The 16,268-nt window shown below is 70.0% G+C and carries 18 protein-coding genes; 13 read left to right on the top strand and 5 right to left on the bottom strand.

Features of this window, described 5'->3' with window-relative positions; genetic code table 11:
• Positions 1 to 227: 227 nt before the first annotated feature.
• Positions 228 to 731 carry a hypothetical protein gene (locus D7X55_RS20380; RefSeq protein ID WP_120548085.1) on the bottom strand — a complete coding sequence of 168 codons (504 nt, stop codon included), beginning with the start codon at positions 729 to 731 and terminating at the stop codon, positions 228 to 230.
• Positions 732 to 867: 136 nt separating this feature from the next.
• Positions 868 to 2,214, bottom strand: a complete 1,347-nt coding sequence (locus D7X55_RS20385) for a short-chain fatty acid transporter (RefSeq protein WP_120548086.1) — start codon at positions 2,212 to 2,214, stop codon at positions 868 to 870.
• Positions 2,215 to 2,298: 84 nt separating this feature from the next.
• Here D7X55_RS20385 and D7X55_RS20390 point away from each other — a divergent pair, with 84 nt between their 5' ends.
• The 8 genes from D7X55_RS20390 to D7X55_RS20425 all read left to right on the top strand — a co-directional run bounded on the left by D7X55_RS20390 (position 2,299) and on the right by D7X55_RS20425 (position 10,016).
• On the top strand, positions 2,299 to 3,771 hold the full coding sequence (locus D7X55_RS20390; RefSeq protein ID WP_121723937.1) for an ATPase domain-containing protein: 1,473 nt from the start codon (positions 2,299 to 2,301) through the stop codon (positions 3,769 to 3,771).
• Between the two features lie 13 nt (positions 3,772 to 3,784).
• Positions 3,785 to 4,174: a response regulator gene (locus D7X55_RS20395; RefSeq protein ID WP_121723938.1), complete on the top strand. Its 390-nt coding sequence runs from the start codon at positions 3,785 to 3,787 to the stop codon at positions 4,172 to 4,174.
• A gap of 37 nt (positions 4,175 to 4,211) precedes the next feature.
• Positions 4,212 to 5,033 carry a hypothetical protein gene (locus tag D7X55_RS20400; protein WP_120548089.1) on the top strand — a complete coding sequence of 274 codons (822 nt, stop codon included), beginning with the start codon at positions 4,212 to 4,214 and terminating at the stop codon, positions 5,031 to 5,033.
• Between the two features lie 128 nt (positions 5,034 to 5,161).
• Positions 5,162 to 5,554, top strand: coding sequence for a hypothetical protein (locus tag D7X55_RS20405; protein ID WP_120548090.1), 393 nt, complete (start codon positions 5,162 to 5,164; stop codon positions 5,552 to 5,554).
• Positions 5,555 to 5,557: 3 nt separating this feature from the next.
• A complete protein-coding gene (locus tag D7X55_RS20410; protein ID WP_120548091.1) occupies positions 5,558 to 5,815 on the top strand; it encodes a DUF5985 family protein in 258 nt (85 codons plus the stop codon).
• A gap of 2 nt (positions 5,816 to 5,817) precedes the next feature.
• Entirely contained in the window at positions 5,818 to 6,093 is a 276-nt protein-coding gene (locus D7X55_RS20415) for a DUF5985 family protein (RefSeq protein WP_120548092.1), read from the top strand.
• Positions 6,094 to 6,124: 31 nt separating this feature from the next.
• Positions 6,125 to 7,087: an aldo/keto reductase gene (locus tag D7X55_RS20420; protein ID WP_120548093.1), complete on the top strand. Its 963-nt coding sequence runs from the start codon at positions 6,125 to 6,127 to the stop codon at positions 7,085 to 7,087.
• 142 nt (positions 7,088 to 7,229) lie between these two features.
• Entirely contained in the window at positions 7,230 to 10,016 is a 2,787-nt protein-coding gene (locus D7X55_RS20425; RefSeq protein WP_121723939.1) for a GAF domain-containing protein, read from the top strand.
• Here D7X55_RS20425 and D7X55_RS20430 read toward each other — a convergent pair.
• A complete protein-coding gene (locus tag D7X55_RS20430) occupies positions 9,997 to 10,140 on the bottom strand; it encodes a hypothetical protein (protein ID WP_233609957.1) in 144 nt (47 codons plus the stop codon). The genes D7X55_RS20425 and D7X55_RS20430 overlap by 20 nt on opposite strands.
• An 11-nt stretch (positions 10,141 to 10,151) precedes the next feature.
• A complete protein-coding gene (adh, locus tag D7X55_RS20435) occupies positions 10,152 to 11,678 on the bottom strand; it encodes an aldehyde dehydrogenase (RefSeq protein ID WP_121723940.1) in 1,527 nt (508 codons plus the stop codon).
• Positions 11,679 to 11,876: 198 nt separating this feature from the next.
• On the opposite strand from adh, the gene D7X55_RS20440 reads away from it, so the two are divergent.
• From D7X55_RS20440 to D7X55_RS20455, 4 genes are all read left to right on the top strand, one after another.
• A complete protein-coding gene (locus D7X55_RS20440; RefSeq protein WP_121723943.1) occupies positions 11,877 to 12,548 on the top strand; it encodes a phosphoribosyltransferase in 672 nt (223 codons plus the stop codon).
• 21 nt (positions 12,549 to 12,569) lie between these two features.
• Positions 12,570 to 13,256, top strand: coding sequence for a dienelactone hydrolase family protein (locus tag D7X55_RS20445; protein WP_120548096.1), 687 nt, complete (start codon positions 12,570 to 12,572; stop codon positions 13,254 to 13,256).
• Positions 13,253 to 14,197, top strand: coding sequence for a ribokinase (locus D7X55_RS20450; RefSeq protein ID WP_121723941.1), 945 nt, complete (start codon positions 13,253 to 13,255; stop codon positions 14,195 to 14,197). The genes D7X55_RS20445 and D7X55_RS20450 overlap by 4 nt, the downstream gene beginning before the upstream one ends.
• A 114-nt stretch (positions 14,198 to 14,311) precedes the next feature.
• Positions 14,312 to 15,070: a hypothetical protein gene (locus tag D7X55_RS20455; RefSeq protein ID WP_147442721.1), complete on the top strand. Its 759-nt coding sequence runs from the start codon at positions 14,312 to 14,314 to the stop codon at positions 15,068 to 15,070.
• A 42-nt stretch (positions 15,071 to 15,112) separates the two neighbouring features.
• Here the strand turns inward: D7X55_RS20455 and D7X55_RS20460 are convergent, their stop codons facing one another.
• Positions 15,113 to 15,532 (bottom strand): hypothetical protein, encoded by a 420-nt coding sequence (locus D7X55_RS20460; RefSeq protein WP_121723942.1) that lies wholly within the window; start codon positions 15,530 to 15,532, stop codon positions 15,113 to 15,115.
• A gap of 172 nt (positions 15,533 to 15,704) precedes the next feature.
• Between D7X55_RS20460 and D7X55_RS20465 the strand changes: the two genes are divergently transcribed.
• Positions 15,705 to 16,217, top strand: a complete 513-nt coding sequence (locus tag D7X55_RS20465; RefSeq protein ID WP_233609958.1) for a hypothetical protein — start codon at positions 15,705 to 15,707, stop codon at positions 16,215 to 16,217.
• Positions 16,218 to 16,268 lie beyond the last annotated feature (51 nt).

Raw genomic sequence — 16,268 nt, forward strand, 5'->3', positions numbered from 1 at the left:
CCCTTCAACCGCGCCCAAGCCGTACTGCAAGCGCGCGGCCAACGTGTCCTGGCAAAGGTGTCCCCTCGACGGAAGTCCCGGTGAGCCGGGTGGAAGGGCAGGGTCCATGTCCGCCAGCCGGTAATTCCTGCCGACCGGAGGGAGGGGGGACGGTAAAGAAAGACGCCCGCGCGGGTCTCCCCGGCGGGCGTCGATGGATGCGTTTGATGGTGAACGGGATGAAGGCCTTACAGCACCTTCACCTGCACTTCCTTCAGGACCTGATCGCCGCGCATGACGGACACGGTCCAGTTGCCGGCCTTGGGCAGCCGCACGCCGGTCCACTGACGCGCGCGCCAGCCGTCACCCTTCACCTTCACGTCCTTCGTCTCGCGCACGGTGGAGCCCTGCTTCACCTGCACCGTGAGGTCGTCGATGGAGTCGCCCTGGGGCACCAGGTAGCTCTGCCACAGCATCACGTTGGTGTTCGCCTTGACGCCCTCGGGGCCCACCTCGGCGGTGCACTCGAACTTGTTGGGGCCGTCCTTGGCCACCTCCGTGCACAGCTTGGCCTCCACCAGCACGGGACCCTGGCCCTGGCCCTTGTAGAAGTAGTTCCAGGTGTCGCGCACCGCGTCCGCGCTGGGGGCCTTCGCCGACTCCGCCGCCGGCGCCGCCGCCTCCTGCGCTCCCGCCACCGACGCCACACCCAGCACCGCGCACAGCACGCTTCCGTTGAACAGGTTCTTCATGTCTTGGGGTCCCCTCGTTGATGTTGAACAGGGCCGGCCCACGTCCGGCCCCTGGGTGTGCCTGTCTACCATGAAACATCCCGGTCCCATTCCCCGAGTCCCGGAAACCCCGGGCTCTGGAGGCCGGCGCACCGCGCTATCCGAAGAGGAAGAAGCCGAGCGTCACCAGCGGCAGGTACGCGAGGAAGGCCACCAGGAGGAAGCCGAGGATGTCCTTGAACTCCAGCCGCGCCACGGCCAGCAGCGGCAGCGCCCAGAAGGGCTGGATGAGGTCGGTGGCCATGTCTCCCCACGCGTACGCCAGCACCACCTTCTCCGGCGCCACGCCCAGCCGCCCGGCCGCATCCAGCAGGTAGGGCGCCTCGATGGCCCACTTGGAGCCGCCGGAGGGCACGAAGTAGTTCACCACGCCGCTGTAGAGGTACACGATGGCGGGGAAGGTCTGCTGCGTGGACAGCGACACGAAGAGCTCACCAATCCGGTCCGTGAGCCCCGTGGCCTTGAAGATGCCGTAGATGCCCGCGTACAGCGGGAACTGCAGCACGATGCCGTGCAGGACGCTCGCGGCCTCCTCGCTCGCCTTGAGCAGCCGCGCGGGCGTGCCGTGCAGCAGCACCGCCAGCATGAGGAAGGTGAAGTTCACCACGTTGAGGTTGAGCGCCTTCCAGCCGCCGTTCAGCCACAGGTGCCGCGCGAACCACGCCAGGCCCAGCACGCCGAAGATGGCGTTGAGCAGCCACGCGTGGTCCAGCCACTCCGCGGGGCTCAACTTCCCCTGAGGCTTCTCCGGGGGAACGAAGTCGCCCAGCTTCTCCAGCACCGCGGGCTCCACGCGCACGGTGCGCTCCGGCGACGGGTGCAGCGCCCACGCCAGCGCGGTGAGCAGCGCCACCGCCGCCAGCGTCAGGCCCACGTTGAAGGGGGAGAAGAGCGTCCGGTCGATGGGGATGACCCCCAGCTGCTTCTCCAGGAAGTGCCCCGGCGTCGCGACGAGCAGCGGCGCGGAGGCGGACAGGCCCGCGTGCCACGTGGCGCCCAGCCCGAAGTAGGCGCACGCCACCAGCAGCCGGTAGTCCACGTCCGGGCGCCTGCGCGCGATGAAGCGCACCAGCATGGCGCTGGCGACCAGCGACAGGCCCCAGTTGAAGTACGCGAGCGCCATGGACACCGCCGCCATCAGCGCGGTGGCGCTCCGGGGGCTCCCGGGCAGGCTGGCGACCTTCTCCAGCAGCGCCTTCACCGGGGCGGTGAGCGCCAACAGATAGCCGGTGAACATCACCAGGGCCATCTGCATGGAGAAGGTCAAGAGCTCCCAGAAGCCGCCGCCCCACGCGTCCAGCACCACCGGCGGCGCGGCGCCCACCCACCCCAGGGCCAGCGCCATGGTGAGCAGGGTGAGCAGCACCGCGATGGCGAAGGCGCTGGGGACGAAGCGCGCGGAGAAGCGCCCCAGGCCTTCGGCGAACCGGACGAGGGTTTCCACGGGTTGAGGGCTCCAGGCAGTCAGGGGGCCCCGGCGTGAAACTCCCAGGGCGACACCCCGGGTTTTACGGTATGAGCGGTCGCCATGTCCCCTAGCGAGCAGCACTCCCCTGTCTTCGATCGCATCACGACAGGTGTGCCCGGACTGGACCCCATCCTGGGCGGTGGCCTGGTGGCCTCAGGCGTCTACATCGTCGTGGGGGAGCCCGGCGCGGGGAAGACCCTCTTCGCCAACCAGCTGTGCTACTCGCAGGCCCGCCAGGGCACTCGCTGCCTGTACGTGACGCTGCTGGCGGAGTCGCACTCGCGCATGCTCGCGAACCTGCGCGGCATGTCGTTCTTCGACGCCTCCCAGCTGCCGCAGCGCATCTACTACGTCAGCGGCTTCCGCATGCTGGAGGAGCAGGGGCTGCCGGGCCTGCTGGAGCTCTTGCGCCGGGAGATGCGCAACCACGGCGCGGGCATCCTGGTGCTGGACGGCCTGGTGCAGGCGCAGGAGGCCGCGGGCAGCAGCCGCGACTTCAAGAAGTTCATCCACGAGCTCCAGGTGTCCGCCGGCCTGTCGCGCTTCACCGCGCTCCTGCTCACGAGCAGCGTGGGCCCCACCGTGCACCCGGAATACACCATGGTGGATGGCATCCTGGAGCTGCGCGAGCGCACGGCGGCCATGCGCTCCTGGCGTGAAATCCAGGTGCGCAAGTTCCGGGGCAGCGCCAGCCTCAACGGCACGCACCACTTCCGCATCTCCGAGTCGGGCCTGGAGGTCTTCCCCCGCCTGGAGACCATGGTCAGCCGCGCGCAGCCGCCGGACTGGGGCACGCAGCGCGTGCGCTTCGGCGTGCCCACGTTGGACGCCATGATTCCAGAAGGCATCGCCGCGGCGTCCACCACGCTGGTGATGGGGCCCCCGGGCTGCGGAAAAACCATCCTCGGCGTGAGCCACCTGTCGGAGGGGCTGCGCCTGGGCGAGCCCTGCCTGATGGTGAGCTTCTACGAGGGGCCGGACCGGCTGCTGCACAAGGCGGCCAACGTGGGACTGTCCCTGGGCAGCGCGGTGAAGGACGGCCGGCTGTCGCTCCAGTGGAACATGCCCGCCGAGTGCAACCTGGACCTGGTGGCGCACACGATGCTGGAGGACGTGCGCAAGCGCGGCGTGAAGCGGCTGTTCGTGGACGGCCTGAGCGCCATGGTGGAGACCACGAACGAGCCGGCGCGCATCAGCCCCTTCTTCGCGGCGCTCACGCAGGAGCTGCGACGCCACGGGGTGACGACCGTCTTCACGCTGGAGACGCCGCGCCTCTTCGGCCCGGACATGGACGTGCCCCTGGGGACCGGCCTGTCCGGCGTGGCGGAGAACCTGCTGTTCATGCGCCACCTGGAACTCAACGGCCGCCTGCGGCGGCTGCTCTCCATCTTCAAGCTGCGGGACGCGGACTACGACCCGACGCTGCGCGAGTTCCTCATCACCAGCCAGGGAATCGAGATCCAGCCGCCCTTCCAGCCGTCACCCGAGCTGCTGCTCACCGGCATCGCCCGCTTCCCGGGCAACCACTCCTGACCTCGGAGGCTCCGTGGTTCCCGCGACCGAGACAGTGCTGGTGGTGGACGACGAACAGGGCATCCTGGAGGCGCTCGCGGACCTGCTGCGCGAGGAGGGCTACCGCGTGCTCACGGCGTCCCACGGCCGTGAGGCCCTGGAGCGCATGGCGGAGGTGAAGCCGGACCTGGTGCTCACGGACTGGATGATGCCCGTGCTGGACGGCCCCGCGCTGATTGAACGCATCGGGCAGGACCCGTCCCTGCGCCACATCCCCGTGCTGGGCATGAGCGCCGTGGACGTCAACGGGCTCAAGCGCCTGTACCCGGGCATGGAGTTCCTCCAGAAGCCGTTCGACATCCGGGCCCTGATGAAGCTGGTGCGCCGGTCCCTGGACGCGAATCCCCGCGTCCGGGGAGGGTGAGCCGAGACGCACCGACCGCGTGCCCGGAGGGTCCGCCATGTTCCATCTGCTCAAGCTGGGTCCCGTGCCCCTCTCCGTGGGCACCACCGGCGTCTACCTGCGCATCGGCGAGTCGGGCGACCCGTCTCCGCCCGTCTTCGAACAGACGGACCTGGCCGGCGTGCGCGCCCTCATCGCCGGCCTGGAGCCGTCCGACGTGTCGTGCGAGCCCGCCCTGGCGGACGCCGCCTCCGAGCTGGGCCTGGCCGTGGCGCCTCCGTCCCTGGCGGCCCTCTCCGCGCGGGCGGCCATCGCCACCTTCCTCGCGTGGGGCCAGATGGGCGTGTCCGGCCTGGGCAGCGACAAGGCGCTGCTCTTCGTCCAGGCCGCCACCGAGTTCTGGGACGCGCAGCCCTGGACGCACTGGGACGACAGCCAGGCCTTCACCGTGGACGTGACGGGCGCGCACGAGCACACCTACGAGGGCTGCGTCTTCCACGGCGAGGACGACGGCCCCTCGGGCCTGGCGCTCTACCTGTCCCCCGGCTCATTGGGGCGGCTGCTGGAGCTCCAGGTGCACGGCGCGGACAAGGAGGCCCAGGGGTTGCCCGCCATCACCGTGTCGCTGGAGTCCCGCCCCGGCTACGCCGTGGAGGCGCTGTCCGCCGCCGGCCGCGCGCCCCGGCTGCCCCTGCCCGTGAAGGCCGGCCCCCAGGGGCTGTCCGTGCCCTCCAGCCTGGAGTCCCTCATCCTGGTGGCCGCCCTGCGCGCCGTGGCCCGCCTGTCCCCGGCCCAACCCGAAGCGCTGAGCAGCATGGTGGCCGGCGATGCCCGCATGGACGTCCGCGTCCGCGCTCCCGCCCCCCGTGTCCGCAACTAGGCGGAATCAGGGGGCCCCCGGCGTGACGCACCCGGACCAGCCAGACGGCCAGGCTCGTGTGAGACTGTTAACAACCGCCATCACCGAAAAGGTTGATTCACAAAGTATCTGGGTCCATAGGTGGAGACGTGACTGACGCCGGCCTTTCTCCACGGGTCCAGCGCTTCATCACGACGCACATCGATTCCATCGAGAAGCTGGAGGTCCTCCTCTTGCTTCGCGCCCGGACGGACCGGGCGTGGTCTGCGTCGGCGGTGGCCCTGGAGCTGCGCATCACCGAAGCCTCGGCGGCCCGCCGCATGGCGGAGCTCAAGACGGGCGGGCTGCTTCTCCAGGATGGGGTGGAGCAGGACGCCTACCGCTTCAGCCCCGGCCGCTCGGAGGACGTACAGGCCACGGCGGAGCTGGCCGCGGCGTACGCCGCGCGCCGGGTGAGCGTGATTTCGTTCATCTTCTCACGCCCCATGGACCGGGTGCGGGGCTTCGCGGACGCGTTCGTGATCAAGAAGGACGGCGACTGACCTATGGCTGAAGCGGTCTACATCCTGTGTGCGCTGACGAGCCTCGCGTGCGCGGTGCTGCTGCTGAGGGCCTGGCGGCGCACGCGGATGAAGCTCTTGCTCTACAGCGGCCTGTGCTTCTCGGCGTTCACGGTGAACAACGTGCTGCTCTTCGTGGACCTGGTGGTCATTCCCGCGGGAGACCTGTCGCTGGCCCGCACCTTCACGTCGCTCGTGGGGGGCGGCGTGTTGCTCTTCGGCCTCATCTGGGACGTGTCCTGAGCATGTGGAAGCCTCTGCTCGATGGCGCGGTGATGATGGCGTACCTGGCGTGCGCCCTGTTCTTCCTGCGCTTCTATCTCCAGTCGAAGGACCGGCTGTTCGCGCTGTTCTCCCTGGCGTTCACGCTGATGGGGCTGAACAACCTGCTGGGCGCCGTGGTGGGACCGGACCTGGACACGGAGCGCATCCACTACCTGTACGTCATCCGCCTGGTGGCCTACCTGCTCATCCTGGGAGCCATCTGGGACAAGAACCGGGCGGGGCGCGGCTCGCGTTGAGATGCTTGCCTCCTGACGGGAGGACTTCTTCATGACCACGACCTCGCTTCCCCGCTTCACCCCGCGCCGCGCGTTGGGGCGCACGGGCTTCACCGCCACGGCGGTGGGCATTGGCGACCTGGCGGACCGCACGGTGCCGCGCGAGGAGCTGATCGCCACGCTCGCGCGGGCGCTGGACGCGGGGCTCAACGTCATCGACACGGCGCCCGGCTACGAGGACGGCCTGAGCGAGGAGGTGGTGGGCCAGGCGCTGCGCGGCCGCCGCGAGGGCGTGTTCGTCATCGACAAGGTGGACGCGCTGGACGCGCCGGTGGCGCCGCAGGTGGAGCTGTCCCTGCGGCGGCTGGGCCTGCCCTGGGTGGACCTGTTCGCGCTGCACGCGGTGAAGTCGCTGGCGCAGTGGGAGGCGCTGGCCCGGCCGGGCGGCGCGCTGGAGCAGCTGGAGGCGTGCGTGGCGAAGGGGCAGGCGCGCTTCAAGGGCATCTCCTGCCACCACCCGGACGCGCTGGTGGCGGCGGTGCGCTCGGGCCGGTGTGACGTGGTGATGTTCCCGCTGGGGCCGTTCGTGGACGCGCGCTACGTGGAACAGGTGCTGCCCCTGGCGCGGGAGAAGGGCGTGGGCGTGGTGTCCTTCAAGACGTTCGGCGCGGGCAAGCTGCTGGGGGACACGGAGGGCTACGGCCGGCCGCTCCAGGCGCGTCCTCGCGGCAAGGTCAGCTCCCCAGGCTCTGGAGACCAGACGCCGGGCACGCCGGAATTGCCGCACCTGTCGGTGGCGGAGTGCGTGCGGTACACGCTCACGCTGGAGCCGGACGTGATGTTGCTGGGGATGGGCTTCCCGAACGAACAGGACGCCGCGCTCCAGGCGGCCGCGGCCTTCCGGCCCCTGGACCCGGCGGGCATGCGGGCGGTGCGGGAGCGCGCGCACGCCGCCATCCAGGGCAAGGGCGCGGTGTGGTGGAACCCGCCTTCACCGGACGTGGCGGCGGGCTGAGCCGCCGGGCGCCGGTGGGTTGCCTGCCGGACACTCGATGGGAGTCCGGTGGTCGCCGCGGCTTGTGGCAGGTCTTAGACCGTCATTATCGGAATGTCCCATTGGTATGGCGTCATCCCCGTGACGTCGTGGCCCGCGCTCCATGCCCGAACCATCCCTTGAGCCTTCAACCGAGCCCACCGGTGAGACACGGCCGCCGTCCGCCGTGACGGCGAACGTCGTGTCCCCCGCGTCCCAGGCCGGTGCGCGTGGGGCCTGCGCCGCGGAGGAGGGCCGCTTCGCGTTCCTGGCCCGCGCGGGCGAGGCGCTGGCGTCGTCGCTGGATGAGCCCACGGTGCTGCGCCAGCTGGCGGAGCTGGTGGTGCCGGACCTGGCGGACTGGTGCGCGGTGGACGTCGTCACTCCGTCCGGCGCGGTGGTGCGCCGGGCCGCGGCGCACCGGGACTCCGCGCTGGTGCCTTCCGTGTATGCCATCGCCGGGCGCTGGGCCCTGCGGGAGGACGGCTCCCTCGGCGTGGCCCACGTGCTGCGCACCGGAGAGGCCCGGCTCATCCCGGACGTGCCCGAGCAGGTGTTCCTGGAGGCGGCCCGGGGAAACGAGTCCATGGAGGACACCTGGCGCCTGGGCTGCCGCTCCGTGATGGTGGTGCCGCTGGTGGCGCGCGGGCGGGTGCTGGGATGTCTGTCATTGATGTCCGGCGCGGCCGGCCGCTACGGCGAACCCGACCTGGAGCTGGCGCGTGAGCTGGCCCGCCGGGCCGCGCTGTCGCTGGACAACGCGCGCCTGTATGGCGAAGCCCGCCAGGCCCAGGCGCGCACGGCGCGGCTGCAGGCGGTGACGGCGTCCCTGTCCCGCGCGGCCACCGAGGACGCGGTGGCCCAGGTGCTGGCGCGCGAGGTGTGGGAGGCGAGCGGCGCCACGCGCGTCGCGGTGCTGGCGCTGGAGGAGGACGGCCTCGTGCGTCCGCTGCGCGTGCTGGGGTACTCCGAGGACGCGCTGGCCGCCTTCCACCGCCCGGCGAGCGGCGCCGCCCGCGAGGGCATCCAGTGCATCCGGCGCGAGGCGGGCTGGTTCGGTTCGTTGGAGGAGTTCGTCGCGCGCTACCCGCAGGACGCGGAGCTCGCGCGCAGCCACGGGCAGGGGGCCCGCGCGGTGGTGCCGCTGTGGGGGGACTTGCGCGCGCGGGGGCTCTTGCTGCTCGGGTGGCCGGAGCCGCGCGTCTTCCCGGCCGCGGAGCGCGCGTTCCTGGAGGCGCTGGCGCACCAGTGCGCGCAGGCGCTGGAGCGCGCCGCCCTCTACGAAGCGCTGCGCGAGCGCTCGGAGCGGCTGCGGCAGGCGCTGGTGACGGGCGACATGGGGACGTGGCGCCTGGACCTGGTGCACGGCAAGGAGCTGCGCGACGCGGCGCTCAATCACCTGCTGGGCCTGCCGGCGGTGGACTCATCCCTGCCGGTGGGGGACCTGCTGCAATACCTCCACCCGGAGGACCGGCCGCACGTGGAGGCGGAGTTCCGCCGCAATCAGCGCGAGGCGCCGGGCTTCTTCGAGGCGGAGTTCCGCGTCATCCGCCGCGACGGCGGCGTGCGCTGGCTGCACAGCGTGGGGCAGTCCTTCGCCGGGCCGGACGGGAAGGTGACGGACCTCACCGGCGCCATGGCGGACGTCACCCGGCGCAAGGAGGCCGAGGAGCGGCTGCAGCTGCTATTGGACGCAAGCCGCGTGCTGGCGCTGCGCCTGGACGACGTGGAGGCGGCGCTGCCGGAGGTGGCGCGGCTGGTGGTGGACCACGTGGCCACCGGCTGCCTGGTGGACCTGGCCGCGCCGGACGGCACCCTGCGGCGGGTGACGGCGGCCCACCGCGTGCCCGAGCACGACGCGCGGCTGCATGCGGCCCTGGGAGGAACGGACCGGGGGCCCGCGTACCCGGCGCTCCAGTGCTTCCAGACCGGCGAGGTCCGCTTCCTCTCCCACGTGGACTTCATGCGGTGCGAAGACTTCTCCACGCGCACCGGGCACCGGGCGCTGGTGGACCACCTGTCGCCCACGTCGGTGCTGTCGGTGCCGCTGCGCGCGCGGGGCCGCACGCTGGGCGTCATCACGCTGTTCACCGCGGAGCCCCAGCGCACGCTGGTGGCCGCGGACGTGAGCATGGCGGAGGAGCTGGCGCTGCGCCTGAGCGTGGCGCTGGAGAACGCGCGCCTGTTCCACGACGCCCAGTCCGCGGTGCGGCTGCGCGACGAGTTCCTCTCCGTGGCGAGCCACGAATTGAAGACGCCGCTCACCAGCCTCATCCTCCAGCACAACCTCATTGGCCGGGCGCTGGAGTCCTCGGGCACGCCGTCGCTGGTGACAGGACGGCTCAACACCGCGCAGCGGCAGGTGTTCCGGCTGACGGCGCTGGTGGACAACCTGCTGGACGTCAGCCGTCTGTCATTGGGCAAGCTGTCGCTGGAGCGCGCGGAGGTGGACCTGGCGCAGCTGACGCGCGACGCGGTGGAGCGCCTGGAGGACGTGTTCGCCCAGGCGCGCTGTCCCCTCCAGCTGGAGCTGCCGCGCACGCTGCCGGGCCACTGGGACGCGTCGCGGTTGGACCAGGTGCTGGTGAACCTGCTCACCAACGCGGCGAAGTACGGCGCGGGCCACCCGGTGTCGGTGCGCGCGGGCGTGGACGCGAGCGACGAGGCCTGGGTGGAGGTGCGCGACCAGGGCATCGGCATCGACGCGGACGCGCTGCCGCGCCTCTTCGGCCGCTTCGAGCGCGCCGTGAGCGAGCGGCACTACGGCGGCATGGGGCTGGGGCTCTACATCAGCCGCCAGATTGTGGAAGCGCTGGGCGGCCGCATCGACGTGGACAGCCAGCCGGGGCAGGGCGCCACCTTCACGTTGCGCCTGCCCCGGAGCGCGCCCCTCAGCGTCGCGGCCCCTTGAGCGGGGGCCCCTCCTGCTCCAGCGCGCGGTACTCGTCGTCGGTGAACAGGCGTGAGCGGATGAGGAAGCGCACGCCTTCGGAGGCCTCGGCGGCCGGCGTGGCCTCGACGCGCGGCACGGGCATGCGCGGGCGTCCTAGAAGAAGCCCATGGGCTTCGGGTCGTAGCTGACGAGCAGGTTCTTCGTCTGCTGGTAGTGATTGAGCATCATCTTGTGCGTCTCACGCCCGATGCCGGACTGCTTGTAGCCGCCGAACGCCGCGTGCGCGGGGTACAGGTGGTAGCAGTTCACCCAGACGCGGCCCGCCTGGATGCCGCGGCCCATGCGGTACGCGGTGTGGGTGTCGCGCGTCCACACGCCAGCGCCCAGGCCGTAGAGCGTGTCATTGGCCAGCGCGAGCGCGTCCTCGGCGTCCTTGAACTTCGCCACCGCGACGACGGGGCCGAAGATCTCCTCCTGGAACACGCGCATCTTGTTGCTGCCCTCGAAGATGGTGGGCTCCACGTAGTAGCCCTCCGCCAGCGCGCCGGGCAGCGCCTTGCGCCCGCCGCCGGTGAGCACCTTCGCGCCCTCCTTCTTGCCGATGTCCAGGTAGCTGAGGATCTTCTCCAGCTGGTCGTTGGACGCCTGCGCGCCAAGCTGCGTGGCGGTGTCCAGCGGGTTGCCCTGCACGATGCGCTTCGTGCGCTCCACCGCCCTGGCGATGAACTCGTCGTAGAAGCGCTCGGCGACGAGCGAGCGCGACGGGCAGGTGCAGACCTCGCCCTGGTTGAGGGCGAACATGGCGAAGCCCTCCAGCGCCTTCTGGGCGAAGTCGTCGTCCTTGGCGAAGACGTCCTCGAAGAAGATGTTGGGGGACTTGCCGCCCAGCTCCAGGGTGACGGGGATGATGTTCTCGGAGGCGTACTGCATGATGAGGCGGCCGGTGGTCGTCTCACCCGTGAAGGCAATCTTCGCGATGCGCTTGTTGCTGGCGAGCGGCTTGCCGGCCTCGATGCCGAAGCCGTTCACGATGTTGAGCACGCCCGGCGGCAAGAGGTCGCCCACCAGCTCCGCGAACTTGAGGATGGTGACGGGCGTCTGCTCCGCGGGCTTGAGCACCACGCAGTTGCCGGCGGCCAGCGCGGGCGCCAGCTTCCACGCGGCCATCAGCAGCGGGAAGTTCCACGGGATGATCTGCCCCACGACGCCCAGGGGCTCGGTGAAGTGGTAGGCGACGGTGTTGTCATCCAGCTGGCTGAGCGAGCCTTCCTGCGCGCGGATGCAACCGGCGAAGTAGCGGAAGTGGTCGATGGCCAGCGGCAGGTCCGCGGCGAGCGTCTCGCGGATGGGCTTGCCGTTGTCCCACGTCTCGGAGACGGCGAGCATCTCCAGGTTCTGCTCCATGCGGTCGGCGATCTTCAGCAGGATGTTGGCGCGCTCACCCGGAGCGGTGCGGCCCCACGCGTCCTTCGCCTTGTGCGCCGCGTCCAACGCCTTCTCGATGTCCTCCGCCGTGGAGCGGGGAACCTCGCAGAAGGGGCGTCCGGTGACGGGGGTGATGTTCTCGAAGTACTGGCCCTTCACCGGCGGGACGAACTCACCGCCGATGTAGTTGCCGTAACGGCTCTTGTACTCGACCTTGCTGCCCTTCTGACCCGGAGCTTCATAGACCTTCGACATGGGGGACTCCCTGCGTTGGGTTTGACGCGGAGCAGACGATAGGCAGGTAACGCTTCGCGTTGTGCGCGCGGGGGCGGACGCGAATGTTTGTTAATGGTTGATGGCTGAATCAGTCACTCGGGTGTGATGCGAGCGGACGGGCAGGGCGGCCTTGCTGCCTCCGGGCATGTCTTCCACCTCAAGAGGTGGGGGCACGTCATGCAAATGTTTCGAGACCGCGTCGACGCCGGCCGTGCGCTGGGGCAACGGCTCCGCGTCCTGCTCGGCGAGGGCGGTGACCTGTTGGTGTTGGCATTGCCGCGCGGCGGTGTGCCGGTGGGGTTCGAGGTCGCTCGGATCCTCGGGGTACCGCTGGACGTGTTCATGGTGCGCAAGCTCGGCACGCCGGGGCATGAGGAGCTGGCCATGGGGGCCATCGCCACGGGCGGCGTCACGGTGCTCAACGCGAGCGTCGTGCGGAGGCTGGGGATTCCGAAGTCCGCCATCGCCGCGGCCACCGAGCGTGAGACGCGGGAGCTGGCCCGGCGGGAGCATCTCTTCCGGGAGGGCAGGCCGCCCGCGCGGGTCGAAGGGCGGACGGTCATCCTGGTGGATGACGGGCTGGCGACGGGCTCCACCATGCGGGCGGCGCTCCGGGCGCTGCGCCAGCACGGGCCCGCGCGCGTCGTGGTGGGCGTGCCGGTGGGGGCGCCGGAGACGTGCGCGGAGTTCGAGCGTGAGGCGGACGCGGTCGTCTGCGTCCACACCCCGGCGCCGTTCTACGCGGTAGGCCAATGGTTCGAGGACTTCACGCAGACCACCGACGACGAGGTGCGCGAGCTGCTGGCGCGCGCGGCGCACGGTGAGGAAAGCGCGCCGATGGCGCCGTGAGTCCGGAAGGAGGATTGAGACATGGAGCCACGCATTTCGGAATACGCGGTCCGGTTGGAGGCGGAGCCCGGCGTGGAGTTGGAGGGAACGCTGAGCGTGCCGGAGTCGGTCTCGGGCGTGGTGCTGTTCGCGCACGGCAGCGGCAGCAGCCGCTTCAGCCCGCGCAACCGGTACGTCGCCCGGGTGCTGCAACAGGTGGGGCTGGCGACACTGCTGATGGACCTGCTCACGCAGGACGAGGAGGAAGCCGAGCGGTGGACGCGGCACCTGCGCTTCGACATCGAGCTGCTGGCGCGGAGGCTGGTGGGAGCGACGCGGTGGCTGGCGCAGCTGCCGGCGCTGGGGAGCCAGCCGCTGGGGTTGATGGGTTCGAGCACGGGAGCGGGCGCGGCGCTGGTGGCCGCGGGGCGCATGCCTGAGGCCTTCCAGGCGGTGGTGTCCCGGGGCGGCCGTCCGGACCTGGCGGGAGCCCTGCTGCCGGCGGTGCGAGCACCGACCCTGCTCATCGTGGGCGGGGACGACACGCAGGTGATTGCGCTCAACCGGCAGGCATTGGAGGCGCTGCGCACGGAGAAGCGATTGGAGATCGTTCCCGGCGCGACGCACCTCTTCGAGGAGCCGGGGACGCTCGAACAGGCGGCGGGGCTGGCCCGGAACTGGTTCCTCCAGCACCTGACGCAGGAAGCACGGGGAGGGGTTTCGCCATGAGCCCACGCATCGTGGTGGTGGGGGGCGTGGCGACGGACTACCTGGTGCGCGGGAGGTCGTTCCCGGAGCTGGGAGGCAGCGCCGAGGGCGACGTCTTCCAGGAAGCGCTCGGAGGAAAGGGGGCGAACGCCGCGGTGGCCGCGGTGAGGCTGGGGGCGCACGCCACGCTGGTGGCGAGGGTCGGAGCGGATGGGCGCGGGCTGGCGCAGGTGGCGCGGCTGGAACGGGAGGGCGTGTCGCTGGACGCGCTGCGGACCGATGCGACGACGCCGTCTGGAGCGGTGCTGGTGATGGTGGATGGGCACGGAAGGAAGCAGACATTCTTTTCGCCGGGAGCCAATCACAGACTGTCCATCCGGGATGTGTTGCGGAGCGCGGAGTGGATCGCCACGGCGAAGGTCTTGCTCGTGCAGTTGGAGGTGCCGCTGGACGCGGTCCAGGCCGCGGTCCGCCTGGCGAGAGCCGCTGGGGTCCGGGTGGTGTTGGATCCCGCGCCGGCCGTGCCGCTGCCGGAGGTCTTGCTGGAGGACGTGCACGTCATCCGGCCCAACGCATTGGAGGCCCGGACGCTGACGGGAATCCGGGTGCACGACCGCGCCTCCGCGAGACGTGCAGCCCGGAACCTGCTGCTGCGAGGCGTGGGCGCGGTGATCATCGCGGCACCCGGAGGCAGTCTGCTGGTGTCGCGTGAGGAGGAGGCGTGGCTGCCCGACCTGCCGGTGGACACGGTGGATACCACCGGAGCAGGGGATGCATTCGCCGCGGCGCTGAGTGTCGCGCTGGCGGAGTCGCACCCGCTCCTCACCGCCGCGCAGTTCGCGCACGCCGCGGCCGCCATCGCGACGACGCGGCTGGGAGCACAGGCGGGGCTGCCCTACCGGGATGAAGTGGAGGGCCTGCTCGCGGATGTACGGCCAGACATTCGGCCCGCACCGCCGTAGCGAAGACACCCGAGACACATCGTCCGCTGTCTCACCATGCCTCTTCTGGGTGATTCCGGCGGGTGTGGGGCGCGCGCCATGCTGACGCCATTCATTGTGTGGAGGATGAGAGGAATGGCGTACGCGCGACCAGAGCCGAAATCGAAGCCAGGCAAGCCTGAACGAAAGGAACTGCTGGAGCGGTACTTCGGCGAGTATCGGGCGTGGGCGGCCAAAGATCCCTCCTGCTTGAACCGCAAGGTTCCGCGGGAAGCGTTCGCTGATTTGCTGGACCAGGTGGGCGCGCTGCTTCTCCAGCAGTCCGCTGTGCTGGCAACGACTCCTGGCCCCATTCGAGAGTTCCTTGATCGGAACCCGTTGCCTCCGTCGCTCGAGGGACGGCTCCCCGACGAGTTTCGGGCGTTCGCGCTGGCGCTGAATGCACTGAAGCAATGGGTCGCCGCCGAACAGGCGGCGACAGATCGCTACCTGTTGGGCGGGAACGCGCGCATCGAGTGCCGGGCCGCCGGCGACGTGTGCATTGTTTCAGGCGCACCGCTTGCTGACGAAGTTGTTGAGCTTCATCACCCTGTGCGTGACGGTCGTCCGCCGATCCCGCTCAGCAAGGAGGGGCACGATCGGATCGAGGGGCAGGTTTCCGCTTCCCACGACGACAGGGTGTGGTCCGTGTTGCGCGAGCTGAAGCAGCAGGCGAGTCGTTCCTGGATCCACCTGCGTAGGGGCTGCCTCGACCTTCTGAATCTCCCGGTGGAGCACTCGACGCCCAGCGTGGCCGCGTCCTCCAAAACGTTCGCACGGAACGCGGCCAAGGCGACGGGGATGTCATATCAGGAGCTCATCGCGTGGCTTGACGACTCGGGCCTCGGAGCATGAATCGAGGGCCCGGAGCGTGGCGTCGCCGCCGGGGGCCGGCCGTCACTTCTGGGTCTGCTTCTTCTTCAGCTTCTGCCGCACCTTGTCCTCGAACAGCAGTTGCTCCATGAACGCGCCCAGTTCCTGCCGCGACAGGGTTGGGCACTTCCAATCCAGGTCCTGCATGCGCTGGAGGAACGTGTCAGGCAGCGCGACGCCGTAACGCAGGACGTAGTACGGAAGGTCGGCCCGCCAGTGCCACACGCCATCCGTCAGCGCATGGTGGGGCGCGATGTTCTTCTCCCCCGTGAACCAGTCGCTCAGCGGCCCCGAGCTGACCGCGAAGACGGTGCCCGTCGCGAGATAGCGCCCGATCCGGCTGCGCTCTGCTTCCGAAATCTGCCCGCGCGCTTCCACGAGGGACGGGCCCTCGTCGGATCCCAGCGTGAGCTCACGGAAGTTCCCTGCGAATTGGAGCGGCATGCGTCTTCCTACCAAGGAGAAGGCACTGGTGCTCGCACTGTAGGGTGCATCCATGACCATCAAACGCAATGAACTCACGGTTCTGGTGAGCGTCTTGCTCCTTACCGCATGTGCCGAAGGACCAACGCCCGCCCCCACAACCACCAGTGCCCGGAAATGGGTCGGCCCGTTGGTGAACGTGCCCGGCGGAGGCCAGTTCCGCACTGTCATCCACTACGGTCCATGGCAGTGCAGCGCCCAGCTCATGGACTACTGCCGGGAGAAATGCTCTGGCACGGGCTATGTCCTTCAGGGCTGCATGTGGCTCGCGGACGTGAAGATGGACTTCGAGGGCACGGTCGTGCGGGCAGGGAGCCGCTTCGGCATGACCCACTGCTGCTGCAACTACGGCACGCTGACAGCGGCCCAGAACGCCACGGCTCGCGACCGTTGGGACAACATTCGCGATGGCTTCCGAGGCCGTTGGGCCGAGCGCTTCGGCGCATGGCCCAACGAGGCCAATGGGAAGCCCTATCAGGCACACCACGTCCGGGACCTCAGCCATGGTGGTAACCCCACGGACTGGGACAACATCATCCCGTTTCCCAAGGACATCCATCAGACGCTGAACGGGCTGTATGCCCAGTGCTACGCGAACCAGCCCCCGTGGACCGGAGTGGGCCCGAGCTACCCCTATGGCGAGTAACCCCATGCCGATGAGTACCCTGCTCAAAGAGGTCTCGCGCCTCCACCACGC

The organism is Corallococcus sp. AB049A, assembly GCF_003668885.1.
Lineage (GTDB): Bacteria > Myxococcota > Myxococcia > Myxococcales > Myxococcaceae > Corallococcus > Corallococcus interemptor.